The 16,670-nt window shown below is 62.0% G+C and carries 14 protein-coding genes; 5 read left to right on the top strand and 9 right to left on the bottom strand.

Annotated elements, in window-relative coordinates:
- The first annotated feature begins 287 nt into the window (after nt 1-287).
- The 3 genes from FJU11_RS14805 to FJU11_RS14795 all read left to right on the top strand — a co-directional run bounded on the left by FJU11_RS14805 (nt 288) and on the right by FJU11_RS14795 (nt 4,770).
- Nucleotides 288-1,673 (top strand): dipeptidase, encoded by a 1,386-nt coding sequence (locus FJU11_RS14805; RefSeq protein WP_141167850.1) that lies wholly within the window; start codon nt 288-290, stop codon nt 1,671-1,673.
- Nucleotides 1,674-1,754: 81 nt separating this feature from the next.
- Nucleotides 1,755-2,372 (top strand): methyltransferase family protein, encoded by a 618-nt coding sequence (locus FJU11_RS14800; protein ID WP_141167849.1) that lies wholly within the window; start codon nt 1,755-1,757, stop codon nt 2,370-2,372.
- Between the two features lie 115 nt (nt 2,373-2,487).
- Nucleotides 2,488-4,770 (top strand): transglycosylase domain-containing protein, encoded by a 2,283-nt coding sequence (locus FJU11_RS14795; RefSeq protein WP_141167848.1) that lies wholly within the window; start codon nt 2,488-2,490, stop codon nt 4,768-4,770.
- Between the two features lie 243 nt (nt 4,771-5,013).
- Here FJU11_RS14795 and FJU11_RS14790 read toward each other — a convergent pair whose 3' ends face one another.
- From FJU11_RS14790 to lepA, 5 genes are all read right to left on the bottom strand, one after another.
- The gene (locus FJU11_RS14790) at nt 5,014-5,196 is read right to left on the bottom strand and encodes a hypothetical protein (RefSeq protein WP_141167847.1); all 183 of its coding nucleotides are present in this window, start codon (nt 5,194-5,196) and stop codon (nt 5,014-5,016) included.
- Nucleotides 5,197-5,440: 244 nt separating this feature from the next.
- A complete protein-coding gene (locus FJU11_RS18375; protein WP_181408201.1) occupies nt 5,441-5,809 on the bottom strand; it encodes a hypothetical protein in 369 nt (122 codons plus the stop codon).
- 944 nt (nt 5,810-6,753) lie between these two features.
- Complete coding sequence (locus tag FJU11_RS14780) at nt 6,754-7,398, bottom strand: hypothetical protein (RefSeq protein WP_181408200.1); 645 nt, start codon at nt 7,396-7,398, stop codon at nt 6,754-6,756.
- Nucleotides 7,398-8,741 (bottom strand): AAA family ATPase, encoded by a 1,344-nt coding sequence (locus tag FJU11_RS14775; protein WP_141167844.1) that lies wholly within the window; start codon nt 8,739-8,741, stop codon nt 7,398-7,400. The genes FJU11_RS14780 and FJU11_RS14775 overlap by 1 nt, the downstream gene beginning before the upstream one ends.
- Before the next feature lie 489 nt (nt 8,742-9,230).
- A complete protein-coding gene (gene lepA, locus FJU11_RS14770) occupies nt 9,231-11,039 on the bottom strand; it encodes a translation elongation factor 4 (protein ID WP_141167843.1) in 1,809 nt (602 codons plus the stop codon).
- Nucleotides 11,040-11,173: 134 nt separating this feature from the next.
- On the opposite strand from lepA, the gene pyrF reads away from it, so the two are divergent.
- On the top strand, nt 11,174-11,857 hold the full coding sequence (pyrF, locus tag FJU11_RS14765; RefSeq protein ID WP_141167867.1) for an orotidine-5'-phosphate decarboxylase: 684 nt from the start codon (nt 11,174-11,176) through the stop codon (nt 11,855-11,857).
- A gap of 5 nt (nt 11,858-11,862) precedes the next feature.
- Nucleotides 11,863-12,528, top strand: coding sequence for an endonuclease III domain-containing protein (locus FJU11_RS14760; protein ID WP_141167842.1), 666 nt, complete (start codon nt 11,863-11,865; stop codon nt 12,526-12,528).
- 99 nt (nt 12,529-12,627) lie between these two features.
- Here FJU11_RS14760 and FJU11_RS14755 read toward each other — a convergent pair whose 3' ends face one another.
- From FJU11_RS14755 to FJU11_RS14740, 4 genes are all read right to left on the bottom strand, one after another.
- A complete protein-coding gene (locus FJU11_RS14755; protein WP_141167841.1) occupies nt 12,628-13,257 on the bottom strand; it encodes a DedA family protein in 630 nt (209 codons plus the stop codon).
- Nucleotides 13,258-13,606: 349 nt separating this feature from the next.
- Nucleotides 13,607-14,629 carry an RES family NAD+ phosphorylase gene (locus FJU11_RS14750; protein WP_141167840.1) on the bottom strand — a complete coding sequence of 341 codons (1,023 nt, stop codon included), beginning with the start codon at nt 14,627-14,629 and terminating at the stop codon, nt 13,607-13,609.
- Nucleotides 14,630-14,634: 5 nt separating this feature from the next.
- Nucleotides 14,635-15,570 (bottom strand): sce7725 family protein, encoded by a 936-nt coding sequence (locus FJU11_RS14745; protein WP_141167839.1) that lies wholly within the window; start codon nt 15,568-15,570, stop codon nt 14,635-14,637.
- A gap of 7 nt (nt 15,571-15,577) precedes the next feature.
- Nucleotides 15,578-16,399 carry a sce7726 family protein gene (locus FJU11_RS14740; protein ID WP_235891046.1) on the bottom strand — a complete coding sequence of 274 codons (822 nt, stop codon included), beginning with the start codon at nt 16,397-16,399 and terminating at the stop codon, nt 15,578-15,580.
- Nucleotides 16,400-16,670: the final 271 nt, after the last annotated feature.

The following is a 16,670-nucleotide window of genomic DNA, read 5'->3' as shown; positions in this document are numbered from 1 at the left end:
CCATATTCCGACGCCCAATTCGTACCTCGAAGGCAGCATCGTTTGCCGCCCTTCCGGCGATAAGGCCAGTCCCCCGCCCTCGCCGGATCTGGAACGAAGGTCTCCCCCTCTCCGGACCTTGCGTTCCAAAAGAGTGCCGCCGTGGTGCCCCCTCCAGCCACGGCGGCTTTTTCTTGTCCGGTCGTCGCAGTGACGTAGGGATACGTCCATCGGCGTGGAACGCTTCCATTTTGCGTGACAGGCGGTAAGGTCGCGGCAAAAATCACCGACCAGCGAGGCTCACTTCCATGCCGGACGTAAACGCCGTACTCGAAAAGGCCGACGGCAATCTCGATGCCGGGATCGAACGCCTGTTCGAACTCATCCGCATTCCCTCGATCTCCACCGATCCCGCCCATGCAGGCGATTGCCACCGGGCCGGCGAATGGCTCGTCCAGGAACTGCGTTCGCTGGGTTTCGATGCCGACCTGCGCGAGACGACGGGTCATCCGATGGTCGTGGCGCATCACGCGGGTGCCGCGCCCGATGCGCCGCACGCGCTCTTCTACGGCCATTACGACGTGCAGCCGGTCGATCCGCTGGAGCTTTGGGAGACCGACCCCTTCATGCCGGAACTGCGCACCGGTGCCACCGGGCGCAAGGTCGTCACGGGACGCGGATCGGCGGACGACAAGGGCCAGCTCATGACCTTCGTCGAGGCCTGCCGTGCCTACAAGGAGGCCGAGGGCGGCTTGCCATGCCGCGTCACCATCCTCTTCGAGGGCGAGGAAGAGTCCGGTTCGCCCTCGCTCAAGCCCTTCCTCGACGCCAATGCCGAGGAACTCAAGGCCGATTTCGCGATGGTCTGCGACACGAACATGTGGGACGCGGACACCCCGGCGCTTTCGGCGGGCCTGCGCGGCCTCGTCGGCGAGGAAATCACCGTCACGGCGGCCGATCGCGATCTGCATTCGGGCTATTTCGGTGGCGCCGCGGCGAACCCGATCCACGTGCTCGCGAAGGTCCTCGCCGACCTCCACGACGAGACGGGCCGGATCACGGTTCCCGGCTTCTACGACGGCGTGGAGGAGACGCCGGACGACGTGAAGGCGAGCTGGACCGCGCTCGGAAAGTCCGACGCCGACTTCCTCGGCGAGGTCGGTCTTTCGAAGCCGTCCGGTGAAACCGGGCGCAGCGCGCTGGAACTGACCTGGGCGCGGCCGACGGCCGAGGTCAACGGCATCCACGGCGGCTATACGGGCGAGGGCTTCAAGACGGTCATCGCCGCCGAGGCGAGCGCGAAGGTCTCCTTCCGCCTCGTCGGCACGCAGGATCCCGTTGCCGTTCGCGCGTCTTTCCGCGAATTCGTGGAGGCGCGCATTCCCGACGACTGTTCGGTGCGCTTTTCCAAGCACGGCGGATCGGGCGCCATCCAGCTACCCTACGATTCGCCCCTGCTGACCAAGGCGAAAGAGGCGCTGTCGGACGAATGGCCGAACCCTGCGGTGATGATCGGCATGGGGGGCTCGATCCCGATCGTCGGCGACTTCCAGAAAAAGCTCGGCATGGACTCGCTGCTCGTCGGCTTCGGCCTGTCCGACGACCGCATCCATTCGCCCAACGAGAAGTACGAGCTGACGTCGTTTCAGCGCGGTATCCGTTCGTGGATCCGTATTCTTCATGCGCTTGCCTGAAGCAAGGCCACGCACCGTCGTTCTTTCGCTGCTTTCTCCGCATAAAAGCCGCGTGAAGCACACTACGAGACCAATGAAGCGATGACGATTTCGACGAATGCGAGCCCCTTCGACCAGACGATGCGGCTTCGCCTGCTCCAGATAGGCGGAGGCCTCGTCGCTTTCGCACTCCTCGTCATCCGCCCCGTCTTCTCGATGGAAGCGCACGAGTTCATCGAGGATACGGGCCTGCTGGTGGTGGTCATCGGCATCGCGGGTCGGCTGTGGAGCACGCTCTATATCGGCGGACGCAAGAACGACGCGCTGGTGACGACCGGGCCGTACTCGATCACGCGCAATCCGCTCTACGTCTCGTCGTGCATCGCCGCGGCGGGTGTCGGCCTCATGGCGGGTTCGCTCGTCATCGCGGCCACGCTCTTCGTCCTCGCCTATTGCGCGCTCGGCATGGCGCGCAATGGCGAAGAGAAATATCTCGACTCGCGCTATGGTGCGGCGTTCGCCGCCTATCGGACACGAACGCCGCGCTTCTGGCCGCAGCCATTGCTTTATCGCGAGGGCTCTTCGCCGACCTTCTCGCCGAAGGCACTGCGGCGGACCTTCGTCGACGGACTCTGGTTCATCGCGCTCTTTCCCGCACTGGAACTGGTGGAGCACTTGCAGGACGTGCACGTGCTCCCGGTCTGGCTGACGCTCTATTGATGCGGTGAAGGCACGAGGAGCGCGGGCTGACGGCCCATGTAAGGCCTCCTTAAATCGCCGCATTTAAAGTTCACCCGCTCTAGCGTGGTCTAAGGGGCCGAATCGTCGGGGACTGATGGCAGCCAGAAAGAAGACAGATCGCCGGGTCGAGCCGACCTTCGCAGGCCGTCCGCGCGCGAACGACGACGGCCTGCGCATCGATGCGGGCGAGCGCGTCGGCGGCGGTGGACGGCCCTCGGGCAAACCGCGGAAGACGAAGTCCTCCACGCGTCGTGATTCGGGAACCGGCGGCGGTGGCCGCGGCGGCAAGGGCGGCGGTTCCGGCGGAGGCCGTGGCGGCGGTGGTCGCCGGCGGCGTCTCGGCCTGTTCGGCTGGATGCGCCGCGGCATCTACTGGTGTCTCGTGGTCGGCATATGGGGCGTCATCGGCATCGGCTGCGTCGTTGCCTATTACGCCGCGCAGATGCCGAGCGCTTCGACCTGGGCCATTCCCGACCGGCCGCCGAACGTCCAGATCGTTTCCGTGCATGGCGACGTCATGGCCAATCGCGGGGTGACCGGCGGCGAGGCCGTCTCGCTCGACGAGATGTCGCCCTACATTCCCGAAGCGCTCGTCTCGATCGAGGATCGTCGCTTCTATTCGCATTTCGGCGTCGATCCGGTCGGCCTCGGCCGCGCGCTCGTGACCGACATCGTGCACGGCCACGCGGTCGCCGGCGGCTCGACGATCACGCAGCAATTGGCGAAGAATCTCTTCCTCTCGCCGCAGCGCACGCTCGAACGCAAGATACAGGAACTGATGCTGGCCTTCTGGCTGGAGCACAAGTTCACGAAGGACCAGATCCTCGACATGTATCTGAACCGCGTCTATTTCGGCTCCGGCGCCTACGGCGTGCAGGCGGCGGCGCGGACCTATTTCCACGAGGACGCCAAGGACGTGACGCTGGCACAGGCCGCGCTCATCGCCGGCCTCGTGAAAGCGCCCTCGCGGCTTTCCCCGCTCAACCATCCCAAGCAGGCGCACCAGCGCCAGCGCGTCGTCCTCTACGCCATGAAGGACGCCGGCTACATCGATCAGGGTGATATCGATGCGGCGTTGAAGGCGAAGCCCGACCGGAAAAAGAAGAAGAGCTACTGGACGGGCTCCGAAAACTACGCCGCGGATGCGGTGATGGACCGCCTGCCGAAGCTGATCGGCGACGTGAAGGAGGACGTCGTCGTCACCACCACCATCGACGCGCAGCTTCAGCACGATGCGGCGGGCGCGATCGACGATGCGCTGGCGAAGGACGGGACGAAGGACAAGGTCGGCCAGGGCGCGCTCGTCGCCATGGACGGAACCGGCGCGGTGCGCGCGCTGATCGGCGGACGGGACTACGCCAAGAGCCAGTACAACCGTGCCGTCGACGCCAGGCGCCAGCCGGGCTCCTCCTTCAAGCCCTTCGTCTATACCGCGGCGATGGAGATGGGCCGCACGCCCGCTTCCGTGCGCAACGACGCGCCGATCAAGATCGGCAAATGGTCGCCGACGAACTACGAAGGCACCTACGAGGGGCCCGTTACGCTGATGAAGGCGTTGACGGACTCCATCAACACCGTCGCCGCGCAGCTTGCCGTGGAGGTCGGGCCGAAGACCGTGGTGCAGACGGCGCACCGGCTCGGCATCGAATCGAAGATCGCGCCCAACGCCTCGATCGCGCTCGGCACATCGGAAGTCTCGCTGCTCGAACTGACCTCGGCCTATGCGCCGTTCATGAACGGTGGCTACCGCGCGCAGCCCTACTTCATCTCAAAGGTGACGACGAGCGAGGGCAAGGTGCTCTACGACCGGGGGGACCCGACGCCGCAAAAGGTGCTGCAGCCGAAGATCGCCGCCGAGATGGACGCGATGCTGGAAAACGTCGTCAACCACGGCACCGGCCACAACGCCAAGCTGAAGGGCTGGCAGATGGGTGGCAAGACGGGCACGACGCAAAACTGGCGCGACGCGCTCTTCGTCGGCTTCACGGCGAACCTCGTCACCGGCGTGTGGTTCGGCAACGACGACGGCTCCTCGATGAAGCACGTGACGGGCGGCAAGCTGCCGGCGACCGCCTGGCACCAGTTCATGGCCGCCGCGCACGACGGCATCGACCCGAGCCCGCTTCCCTATTCCGACATTCCCGTCGACGACGGCTCCAACCCGGCACCGGCGAACGACGGGTCCGGCATGCCGGTGGCTGATGCCGGCGGCGATGGCTACCCCCAGGGCGGCAATGGCGGCCAGCAGGGAATGGCGCGCGGCAGCTATGACGGGGGATACGACGACGCGCCGGTGCCGCCGGCCAATGTCGGCGGTTACGAGGCGCCGCGCCGCGAGCACCGTTCCAGCCTGCTGGACGTGCTACTCGGTCGTTAGATCCGCATTCGGGGAATGGTTCGAAGCGTAGCGAGCGCGCCGGATCGATGTCCGGCGCTCGCTTCGTGTGCCGCGCGGCCTGATGGCGTCGGGCGCGGCGCTTGCGTGTCAGAGCGCCCTGAGACCCGATCGAATTCGGCCCGGCGCTCCTCAGTCTTCCGTATCGTTCGCGACGCCGGGCCGGATCGCTCCGGCCGGGAAATGCTCTCTTGGCGTCGTCGGGATCTGTCCGGTCGGGGCGGCTCAGAAGCCGCAGCGGCGGGCCGCTTCCTGGGCGAGCTCGGTGCGCTTGAGGCCGCGACGGCCGAGTTCGTTGTCGGACAGGCGGGCGAGGCGCTCGTAGGTGAGGGCCATGTTGCGGGCGCGGCCGATGTCGTTGAAGAAACGGCCGACGGCGCCGAAGGTCCCGGTCATGTGATGTGCCATGATTGTCTACTCCGTAAGCAGTGCTGAATTTTCGTTCAGTGCTCAAATGGAGTATATTGCGCTGCACCACAACGGACATCGATGCATAGCTGGCCTGCGGCAGGGACTTCCCCGGCTGCTCGCCATGGCGCTTGCCCGCAAAGCGCATCCCGTCCGGACCGAAGATCGGGGGCGCGCTCGGCTTCGCAGGCGCGACGACGCGTTCCGGCGGCCGGGGCATTCGGGCCCGGCCGCCGGGAATGCGTCAGCGGTGGCAGGCGGGGTTGCGTGGGTCGTGGCGGCAGTCGATCGTGCGGCCGTTGCGGTCGCGCACGTAGCGGCCCCGGTCGTCGCGGTCGTTGCGATCATGATCCCGCCGGGCGTAGCGGTCGTGATCCCGGTCGCGGCGCGCGTCGTCATGGTCCCGGTCCCGGTCGTAGCGATCGTGGTCGCGGTCCCGGTCGTACCGGTCACGATCGGGGCGATCGCGGTCGTAGTCCGGGCCGCCGTCGGCCGGGCCGATCACGACGTCGCCCGGTGCGCCGTAGCCGGGGCCGGCGGTCTCGACGCAGCCGGAAACGGCCGTGCCCGTCATCGCCAGGGCGGCGAGAAGCATGATGATCCTGGTCTTCATGGATGGTTTCCTCTCCTTGCAACGCGTTCCGGCGACACGGAAATGATGGCCGGATACCCTCCGCGAAACAATGTCGCGCCCCGATCGTTCCAGCCGCCGCTCGCGATCGGTGCGTGCGGGACGATCGCGGCGTGCGAGGATCCCCGGGCCCGGCATGCCGACATGCGCCATCGTCCTCCGGCGCAGGGTGCGCGACGGCAGGTCGAGGGCATTCACGGCAATCGGGGCGGGGCGCGGGCAGCCGTGCCGGCCGAATTCGAAAGCCGGAAGAAGTGACACGGCTTCCCGCGCCCCGACGGCGTATTTCGGGGCTCCTTTCCCAGGTACACCCCTACTTGACCGCGACTCCGGGCCCTCTGCAGGATCTTTGACGTGGATTTCGACCCGCTCGTCCGGTTCGTTTCGTTGAACCGGCCGCCGAAATCGTCCGGCAGGGAACACCCGCCTTCACCGATCCCGACGCGAACCTTCATCCACGCGCCGACCCCTTGCACGCCGCACAGGCGAACCGGTGCGTAGTCACCGGCGGGACCCATTTTCCGCGGACACTCCGGCCGGCGGCCACGTTAACCACCGACGGAAGCGCCGGCCCCCTCCCGCATTCCAACGTCTCGCGAACACGCCCGAGCGAAGGGGACGAGGGGGATGGTAGGGCATGGCGTGGGGGCGGGGATGAAAATATTCGTATGCTCGGGCGGCTTCTTTCTGCGTGGTCCCTCCAAGCCATAACCACGGCAGTCGATTAGGCGGTTGGTCCAGTGCCCGCGCTCATGTGATCCATAACAACAAAGTGTGCGGGGATTTATGAATCGCACATACACTATGCGTCAGCTTGAAAACGACAATGTGATTGTCGATAAGGATTGCTGACTTAAAGGATTGAGGCCGTCAACGGTAAGTAATGCGCGTTGTATGGATTTGAAATTCGGCTTCATTGGATCTATCTATTTTATAAAGCCGTTGTGGTAGAGAACGCTACGCAACGAATCTTCAAAAGACTTGAAAGACCGCGCTCTCCTAAGTTCTTCTATGTTTTGTTCCTGCGCTATTCTAACTAATATCTGTCGAGTTCCGTGTTTTTTTCGAACTACACTCTTTACTATTCCTTCAAAACTGGCTTTTGGATCCAAAAGTTTCTCAGCTGCCAGAGGGGTGGTGGGCATGAGGTTCTCAGGTATCGCTCTGACTCCTAAAGCTGTTCTAACGGCAGCGTGATCACATAATGCCCATGCTTCCAACTCTTTTTCCGGCGACAACATAACTGCGGTTCGCGCATCGAAGCCACAGATTTCGTGGGCTTTCTGAATTAACTGTTCTCTACGGCGCTTGATATCTTCAGCTTGTCCTCGACCGCCTAAATCAGCATGAACAAAAATAATATGAAACTCGTTCCGCCGCGCGCAAATTTGCTCGGCGACGTTGTCAAAAGAGCGGTTATCTATACCGAACTCAACTGAGGGGAACTCGCCTACATCACAAGGCTTTTTCCCGGACACTCTAACGATGTCGTCAAGAACTTTCGGAATGAGAACATTAAAATATTGGGAATCAGTCGCGCCTTCATAGAACGCTGACCACGATAGGTACATTAAATTCCGCCCGCCTTATTCCGAAGAAGTTCTTCAACTTTAGCGGGATACAAGTGATGTTCATCATCAAATAATCCTTTATCTGGCGCTATTCTTCTCATTCTAGTACGACTCTGTGAATATTTATTGTCGGCCGGAATACTACGAACCATATCTGCAAAAAGAACTTCGTCAGAGCGAAGGGCGCGCATCACTGCGGGAGAATGCGTGTTCAAAAGTACTTGAAAGTAGTCGCCAGTCTCATCTTGGAGTTCAGTAGCGTCACGTAAGAGGTTTATGAGCTCCGGGATTCGGCCTTCATGAACACCATTTTCTGGCTCTTCAAAACACAGGATTCCCTCCCGATTCGGATCGTCAATTACCACAAGAAGAGCAAGTAAACGAATAGTGCCATCACTTATAACCCGCGAGCTGAAAGAAACGCCATCACGAACTTCAACGTCGAATGAATATTCCCGGTTTTTAGCATTATCCAGGACGCGAACACTTTTGACTTGCGGAATTAGCATCGCAAGATCTGCAGAAATGTCTGCGATAGCGCCAGCGGGCCTATTTTCGGTCATCGACAGCCGTTGGATTTCTGCGAGGCTAGCAGCTAAGTTCGAGGCATTGCTTTTCAGTCGCTTGTCTTCAAAACGATCATTCGCCTTGCGAGCTTCGGACGGATTAATTTCCAGAAATTGCGGTCCAGCAACCAGCTTTTTTAGCGCGTACAGATGTCGAAATTCAGAAGTTGCAATCGTCGAAAGCGCGCTTCGCGAAGCTTCAGCTGCAGGAAGCTGCAACGGATTGCCTCTCTTCGAGGTACCGCTTTCTGCTACACCGTCTTGTCTGATTGTGAACACCCGAGCCCTTCCGTGGGTATCTCTTTCTGTTTCCAAAAAGGGCGTTTTTCGGCCAGACCTACTGATCTTCTCTAGCGTTCGAAAAGCCATTCGATCGTCTTCAGCCCTAATAACTCTACAGTCTTCATGAATGATAAATATTCCATGAGGACTTTCTCTGATCTCGATCGCGATTTCATATCGTAAACGCTGAGCTGGTGTTTCGAAGGTAGTGCCGAAATCGTCAATACCTCGAATAGGAAGTAGAACCTCAATAGCGAATCGCATGATAGTCTGAATTCCAGAGGGCGTCTGTCGAAACAGTTCTTCGGGCTCACCCCTGAGTTCTTGCATAGCTTGACGCACATCGACTTGCGCAAGTCGTGAAAAGAACTTTAGAGCGTCAAATAAATTTGACTTGCCGGTGGCGTTCGGACCGACCACGGCTACAAAAGGTCTTAAGTCTGCCGAGAACCTCTGGAATGTCTTGAAGCCGTCGATTTCAATTCTGGTAATCAAAAAAACCTACCATGCTGTTTGGCCGGAGCTGGCTTCTTGCAAAACCGAATGCTCATCCAATCAGTCGCAAAAGTCTACAGTCCTCAGGCCAATCTCCGCCGTCCCCACGGTCAAAGAAAGGGTGGGGGTTCGCCACTGACGTTGTTTTTGAAGGCATTAGGGATTCCTCGGTAAAATCCGAAGATAACGGACGAGAGGTTGCCGGCTTTCCGCAAACGCTGACGATACCGATGCGAGCCTTTACGGTGTTTCAGGGCATTTGTTGCCCGAGGCGGTTTGGCGGATCGCTCATTTGGTCTGCGCTTCCCGCAAACGCTTTCTATGCCGCACCGCCAGTTGTCCAATATGGCTTCGGGCGTTCCTCGTCTGAAAGCCAGATCGTAGGCTTTTCACCCGTGGCTGAGGTCCTTAGCTCTATGCTTGGGCTCTCGGCGTTCGTTGCTTAAAACGATTTACTGGATCGTTTTGTCCGATGGCGCGGACTTCTACTCACTCATCCCCCATCTTCAACGCCGCAATAAACGCCTCCTGCGGGATGTCCACCTTGCCGAACTGGCGCATGCGCTTCTTGCCGGCCTTCTGTTTTTCAAGAAGCTTGCGTTTGCGGGTGGCGTCGCCGCCGTAGCATTTGCTGGTGACGTCCTTGCGCAGCGCCGAGATGGTTTCGCGGGCGATCACGGTCCCGCCGATGGCGGCCTGGATCGGGATCTTGAACATGTGCTTGGGGATGAGGTCCTTCAGGCGTTCGCACATGTCGCGGCCGCGCTTTTCGGCGGCGGCGCGGTGGACGAGCATGGAGAGCGCGTCGACCGGCTCGCCATTGACAAGGATCGACATCTTCACGAGGTCGCTCGCCCGGTATTCGGTGATCTGGTAGTCGAAGGAGGCGTAGCCGCGGCTGATGGATTTCAGCCGGTCGTAGAAATCGAAGACGACCTCGTTGAGCGGCAGGTCGTAGACGAGCATGGCGCGGTTGCCGACATAGGACATGTCCGCCTGCACGCCGCGCCTGTCCTGGCAGAGCTTGAGGATGGGGCCGAGATGCTCGTCCGGCGTCAGGATCGTGGCGCGGATCCACGGCTCGCGGATCTCCTCGATCTTCATCACCTCCGGCATGTCGGCCGGGTTGTGCAGCTCGATCTCTGAGCCGTCGCGCATCGTCATGCCGTAGACGACGGACGGCGCGGTGGCGATGAGGTCGAGGTCGAACTCCCGGCTCAGGCGCTCCTGCACGATCTCGAGGTGGAGAAGGCCGAGGAAGCCGCAGCGGAAGCCGAAGCCCAGCGCTGCGGAGGATTCCGTCTCGTAGGAGAAGGAGGCGTCGTTGAGGCGCAGGCGCCCGACGGCGTCGCGCAGAGCCTCGAAATCGCCGGCGTCGACGGGGAAGAGGCCGCAGAAGACGACCGGCTGGGCGGGCTTGAAGCCCGGCAGCATGGTGGCGGTCGGGCGCTTGTCGTCCGTGATCGTGTCGCCGACGCGGGTATCGGCGACCTCCTTGATGGCGGCCATCAGGAAGCCGATCTCGCCGGGCTGCAGGTTTTCCACCTCCACCATGCGCGGCGTGATGACGCCGACCTTGTCGACCCGGTAGGTCGCCTCGGTGCCCATCATGCGGATGGTCTGGCCCTTCTTGAGCGTGCCGTCGATGACGCGCACCAGCACGACGACGCCGAGATAGGTGTCGTACCAGCTGTCGACGAGGAGGGCCTTCAGCGGCTCTTCGCGGCTGCCGCCGGCCGGCGGGGGCAGGCGCTTGACGATCGCCTCGAGCACGGCGGGGACGCCGACGCCGGTCTTCGCCGAGATTTCGAGCGCGTCGGAGGCGTCGAGGCCGATCACCTCCTCGATCTGTTCCTTGATGCGCTCGGGCTCGGCGGCCGGCAGGTCCACCTTGTTGAGGACGGGGACGATCTCGTGGTCGGCGTCGAGCGCGGCGTAGAGGTTGGCGAGCGTCTGCGCCTCGACGCCCTGCGAGGCGTCGACGACCAGCAGCGAGCCTTCGCAGGCCGACAGCGACCGGGCGACCTCGTAGGAGAAGTCGACGTGGCCGGGCGTGTCGATGAGGTTCAAGACGTAGTGCTCGCCGTCGGACGCATCGTATTCGAGGCGCACGGTGTTCGCCTTGATGGTGATGCCGCGCTCGCGCTCGATGTCCATCGCGTCGAGGATCTGGTCCTTCATGTCGCGCTCTTCGAGCGAGCCGGTCATCTGGATCAGACGGTCGGCGAGCGTCGACTTGCCGTGGTCGATGTGGGCGACGATCGAGAAATTGCGGATGTGGGAAAGGGGCGTGTCCATGGGGCGGGATGTAGCCCATTTGCGGGGGCGACGGAAGCCGGGCGGGGCGGCGTTTTCCCTTTCGCGGCGGGTGCGCTAGATGGCTTTGCGAACGGCGAGAGGGACGAGCGATGGACGAGGCGACGGAACGGGCGATGCGCGAACGGCTGATCGTGGGGCTGGACGTGGCCGATGTGGACGCGGCGCGGGCGATGGCGGGGCGGCTCGGCGATGCCGTGTCGTTCTACAAGATCGGCCACGGGCTCGTCTTTTCCGGCGGGCTGGAACTGGCGCGCGAACTGATAGAGGGCGGCAAGCACGTGTTCCTCGACGTGAAGCTGCTCGACATCGACAACACGGTGGCGAACGGCGTGGCGGCGATCGGCAAGCTCGGCGTTTCGATGGTGACGATCCACGCCTATCCGAAGGCGATGCGCGCGGCCGTCGCGGCGGCGAAAGGCTCGGGCGTGACGCTGCTCGGCGTGACGGTGCTGACCTCGATGGATGCCGCGGACATGGCGGAGGCGGGCTATGCGAACGATCCGGCCGCACTCGTCAAGCGGCGGGCGGAGCAGGCGCGCGACGCCGGCATGGGCGGGATCGTGTGCTCGGCGGCGGAGGCGGAAACGGTGCGGGCCATCGTCGGGCGGGATATGGCGGTGGTGACACCCGGCATCCGGCCGGCGGGGGCCGCGGCCGGCGACCAGAAGCGGGTGGCGAGCCCGGCGGATGCGCTGAGAGCGGGCGCGAGCCACCTCGTCGTCGCCCGGCCGATCATCGCGGCGGACGACCCGAAGCGGGCAGCGGAGGCGATCCTGGCCGAGATGGCGGGGGCCTGAGGAGAATGGCGGAGGATGGGCGCACGCTTCTGACCGGCGACGAGATCGAGACGGTGTTCGAGCGGCTGAAAAAGGCGATGCCTGGCAAGACGAAGGGGGCGAAGGGGCCGAAGGACCAGCCGGACCCGTTCCGCTCCTGCATCGCCTGCATGCTTTCCGCCCAGTCGCGCGATACGAACACGGCGAAGGCGACGGCGGCGCTCTTCAGGAAGGCGCGCACGCCGGAGACGATGCTGACCCTTTCCGACGATGAGCTGATCGAGGCGATCAAGCCGGCGGGGCTTTATAATTCCAAGGCGCGCTCGATCCGCAAGTTCTGCCACATGCTGATCGAGGAATGCGACGGCGTGGTGCCGAACACGCGCGCGGGGCTGATGAAGATGCCGGGGATCGGGCGCAAATGCGCCGACATCGTTATGGCCTTCACCTTCGAAGAGGACGCCATCGCCGTCGACACGCATGTCGGGCGGGTGTGCACGCGCACGGGGCTCGCGCAGGGAAAGAGCGAGGCGAAGATCGCCGAAAGCCTAGACGAGCGCGCACCGGACTGGGCCAAGCCCGAGGGGCATTTCTGGCTGATCCAGTTCGGCAAGCGGGTCTGCACCTCGCGCGCGCCGAAATGCCCGGAATGCGTGCTGAACGACGTCTGCCTGTTTCCGCAGCGGCTTTGAGGGTGTCGTGCTTGTGGTTGCGCCGTAGCAGCGGGCACGCCGCTCGCGACGAACGTGGTTGGATCCTCGGGTCAGGCCCGAGGATGACGGCTGGCTGGGCTAAGCAATTTTGCCCGACCCGTTCCGTTCGCGGCGGCGGTCGAAATAGAAGAGGGCGATGACGCCGAGGATGACGATGGGGATCGCGACGATCGAGATCCATTTGACGCTGTGGAGGAGGGCCGGCAGGCGGTCGGCGGCCCTGCCGAGGAAATAGGCGGCCGTGCACCAGGCGCCGACCCACAGCACCGCGCCGATGACGTTGGCGAGAAGGAACTTCGGCCAAGGCATGCCGGCCGATCCGGCGACGAGCCCGTTCAGCTGGCGCAGGAGCACGACGAAGCGCGAGACGATGACGATCCAGAAGCCGTGCCGCTCGATCTTTCCTTCGGCGCGCTTGTAGCGCTCGTCGGTGATGCCGATCTTCGAGCCGTAGGAGACGATCACGCGCCGGCCGATATGCCGGCCGATGAGATAGCCGATATTGTCGCCGAGGACGGCGCCGGCGAACCCGGCGATCGCGACCCAGACGATGTTGATCTCGCTCGCCCCGGCCGCTGCGGCTGCCGCGATCAGCGCGCTCTCGCCGGGAAGCGGCAGGCCGAGCGTTTCGAGCGTCATGCAGACGAAGAGCGCGATCGGCCCGTAATGCTGGATGGTCGGGATGAGCCAGTCGCCGATGCCGTTCATGCGGGGTGGCGCGCGACGGGGGCGAGATCGAAGGGCGTCATGGCGGCTCGTACCGGTTGTCGTTCGCCCATGAGGTAGCGCAGGAACGCGCGGACTCAAACCGGATTCTTTTCCGCGTCGGGATGACGGGCTACGTTTGCGGTTCCGGGCTGTTTGTGAATGCGTGTTGTCGCTGACGTCTGGATTGGGGTGGAGAGCGGACCGGCGGGTTGTGGGTGCAGGCCTGCGAAAGCGGCCATTCAGGTGGCCGCAGCATTAGTCGCGATGCGCCTGGTCGAGGTCAATCAACAAACTGCCTGCAGGTTCTGGAAGCAGCCATCCCGAAAGTTGCCGACAGGGGAGGGCGTTCTTAGGCAGCGGCTACTTCGACTGCCACCTTCGACACGTTGTAAAGTACCATCGTCCCGCCAACTGCCTGAGCGGGATCAAAAAGTGCGAGATTAATGCCATCGCTGACCGAACTGCGATAGACCACGCCGTCGAAGCCGCTCTTCTTAATGAACTCACACAGGTACTGGCTCGGAATGTAGTCAATCGCCGCTCCCGCCGGCTGAACCGGTCGGGTCAATTCTCCGCCCAGGCGTTCAAGGAACGGCAAATCGGCGCGAAGTTGGCCGATTGCGCTAGATTCGGACAAAATGAAGGGCGAGACGAGCTTGCGAGGGTTGCGCAAGTCTACAGCCTTGATCTCGGGAATGGTGAAATTAGCGACGCAAGCAACCTCGCCAGTATGTGGCCTGATCTCGGCCACAGCCGTTTCGGGCAACGATCCCAGATAGAGATAAGGAATGCCTGCCGGATTAGCACGACCATGAGACGAGCGTCTTTTCTGTGGTGCACCCATCTTGTCAATTGTGAAGACCTCATCCTCGGTTCGCATTCGCGCCCGGAACCATTCACGAGGCAATTGCGGTGCCAAAAGCATGCCGAGCAGCTGGTAGAGACGGTCTAGGTCAATGTCGACGTTGAGAAACCAGCGATTGGCATACATCATCTCGTCGCGCAGCTTATCCCACTGCGCGAGACCTTCGCTGATGTAGCTAGCCGACGGGACGAAATTACTCCGGACAATCTCCCCGTCATCTAGAATCTCGCCGAGCAGCTCCTTTGCGTGGGCAAGGTCCATGCGCTGGTGGCTGAAGAGTTGCCAGTCCTCCTTCATCCATTCGACCAGCGACTTGCCGTTCTGATTCGGCTCGTAGACATTGACCAGCAGCTCGAAATAGTTGGCGAGCTTGCCAGGCTCGACAAGCTGGGTGTAGGCGGTCCCACAAAAATCGCACATCCCATGGCTGGGATCGAGCGACGGGAAGAGCTGATCGCGCAGGGCGCGATCATCGAAGCACTCCGGGCAGCAGAAGCGCTGTGCCATGGAGTTCAGCTGAGATAGTCGGCAAGCGTCTCGATATGATGCTTCATCGAGAGCTTTTTAACGTAGCCGAGGCCCGGGAAGTGGCCTTTAGTGTGAAGATCGCGAAACTCCTTGATAGCTTCGGTCTCAAGAAGATGGGACGTGCCGCTGTCCAGTTTCGCGATCAGCTTTGCCAGCGCCTGGGCAAACTTGCCGGCGGGATCGGTCGGGGTATCCTTCGTCGTTGAGACGAAGTGGTAGACGTACATGACATCGTCCTTTTCAGGATCGATGAAAGTCAGATGGATTGCGACGGCGTAGGCCGGGCCTCCACCTTCGCTGTAGACGTCCCCAACGATGAGAAAATCACCAAAGCCCGCCATGCCAAGTTCGCCATAGGTGACATGAAGATCGGAAAACTCCTCCATCGGCAGATAATCGGCATTGCGCTGCCGCTTGAAGCCGTCGCGCACGAGTACACGCGTGCTCTGGTCGAAGTGTTTTCGGTAGAGCAGCTTCGCACGATCTTCGACGAAGACGTTGGTAAGGCTGGCCATGCTGTCCTCAAGCTCGGCCGCCAGCCACTTTGGGGCGGTGAAGCCGGCGTGCACTAGCACCGGATGGTGATCGGCATGATGGTCATAGCACACCGTCACTTCCTCAACGGTCATGTCGCTACGCAGCAGTATGCCGGCAGCGAGATTGTCGCTGCCGATAAAGCCTTCTTGGAGGAGGTTAGTGATGCTCGCCCCGTCCTGCTGATGGTCGCCGTGGTACGGGTTCACAATCACGATCGCGCGCCCACCGGCAGCGCAAACCGAATTCAAGGTCTTCTTAAGGCCGCCAAGCGACTCGCGCACAGGCTCGATCACGGGCACGAAATTCTTCTCGGCTAGCAGCGCCGCCATCTCGCGGATCGTGATAAGCTCGAACTGCTTTCCACGGAAATAGGGATGATACATGCGCCGATTAGCTCCAGGACATGGCCGTGTGCAGCGGGGTCGCGGTAGCGTCGATCAGCCGCGGTTGGTCAGCACGGCGCACTGGCACTGATAGCGCTGCAGCTTGCAGGGACTCGGGCAGACGTTCAACAAGGTCGCCGAGTGGTGCCAGATCGCGTGTCCGCTTGAGCGTCCGCACCATCTCGACATGGAGCGCAACGGGGTCGAGGGCGACAAAAAGGTCGCGCATCGCCGCATGCCGCTGCGTATTGGGAACCTTAGGCACCATCACTCCCATCGCCCGCAGGATCGCCGCGGCTTCGACCATGCGTAAAGATTCAAACACGGTCACCGGGCAGATGCGGGCCGGGCAGTCGACCGCTTCTCGCATCGTTGTGATCCGGTAACGCTTGGAGAGACACATCACTCCGACATCAATCGGGACCGTTGCCAGCACGCCCTCGATATGGCCTTCGCTCGCGATCACGTTCACTTTGGCAAAGACGCGCTTGTAGTTCTCAACCTGATTGGCGAGCCGCGCGAGCGAATCCCGTTCCGACTTGATTTCATAGACAGTTGCGGTCCCGTTCAGGATGACGAGATCCGCCTTGCAGCGGCCGGCACGAAACTCATTGAGCATCGAGGCCGTGCGGAGTGAGTGCGTGCCCATTAGCACTTTTTGGCTGATCGCCGCGCGATAAATGTATTCGTCGCGATGCCCTGCGATCTTCAGAATCTCGAACGCCAAGTTGAAGGTATCGCCGACAGTCGCGCGAGGGTCGGCGCGCTCGCGCAGATTGGTCTGCTCGATCAGCCGACGGAACAAGCCGGATCGACCCTTCTTCGCCATTTCACGGAAAACCGTGGCCGAGAACAGCCGAGCCAAAGCAGACAGTTGCGCTGCGTTGTAGATCTTCGTTCCCCCTTATGGACCTTGCATCGTGCAGACGCGATGCCCTTTTAATGCAAAATGCTCCAACATGGAATTGAGGATTCGCCAGATCGAGGTGAAACGCTGGCGAACAAAGCTGTGGAGCTCTTTGAGCAGGTCGCCGACTTCTATCTCCGCCTTAGCGGATCGGCCACTATAAACCCGACCTTCCGCTCCCGGTCTCGCTTGG

It is taken from the genome of Pararhizobium mangrovi, from assembly GCF_006516965.1.
GTDB classification, from domain to species: Bacteria; Pseudomonadota; Alphaproteobacteria; order Rhizobiales; family Rhizobiaceae; genus Pararhizobium_B; species Pararhizobium_B mangrovi.
Note: the sequence above shows the minus strand (reverse complement) of the source record. Positions and strands in the feature narration are given on the sequence as shown.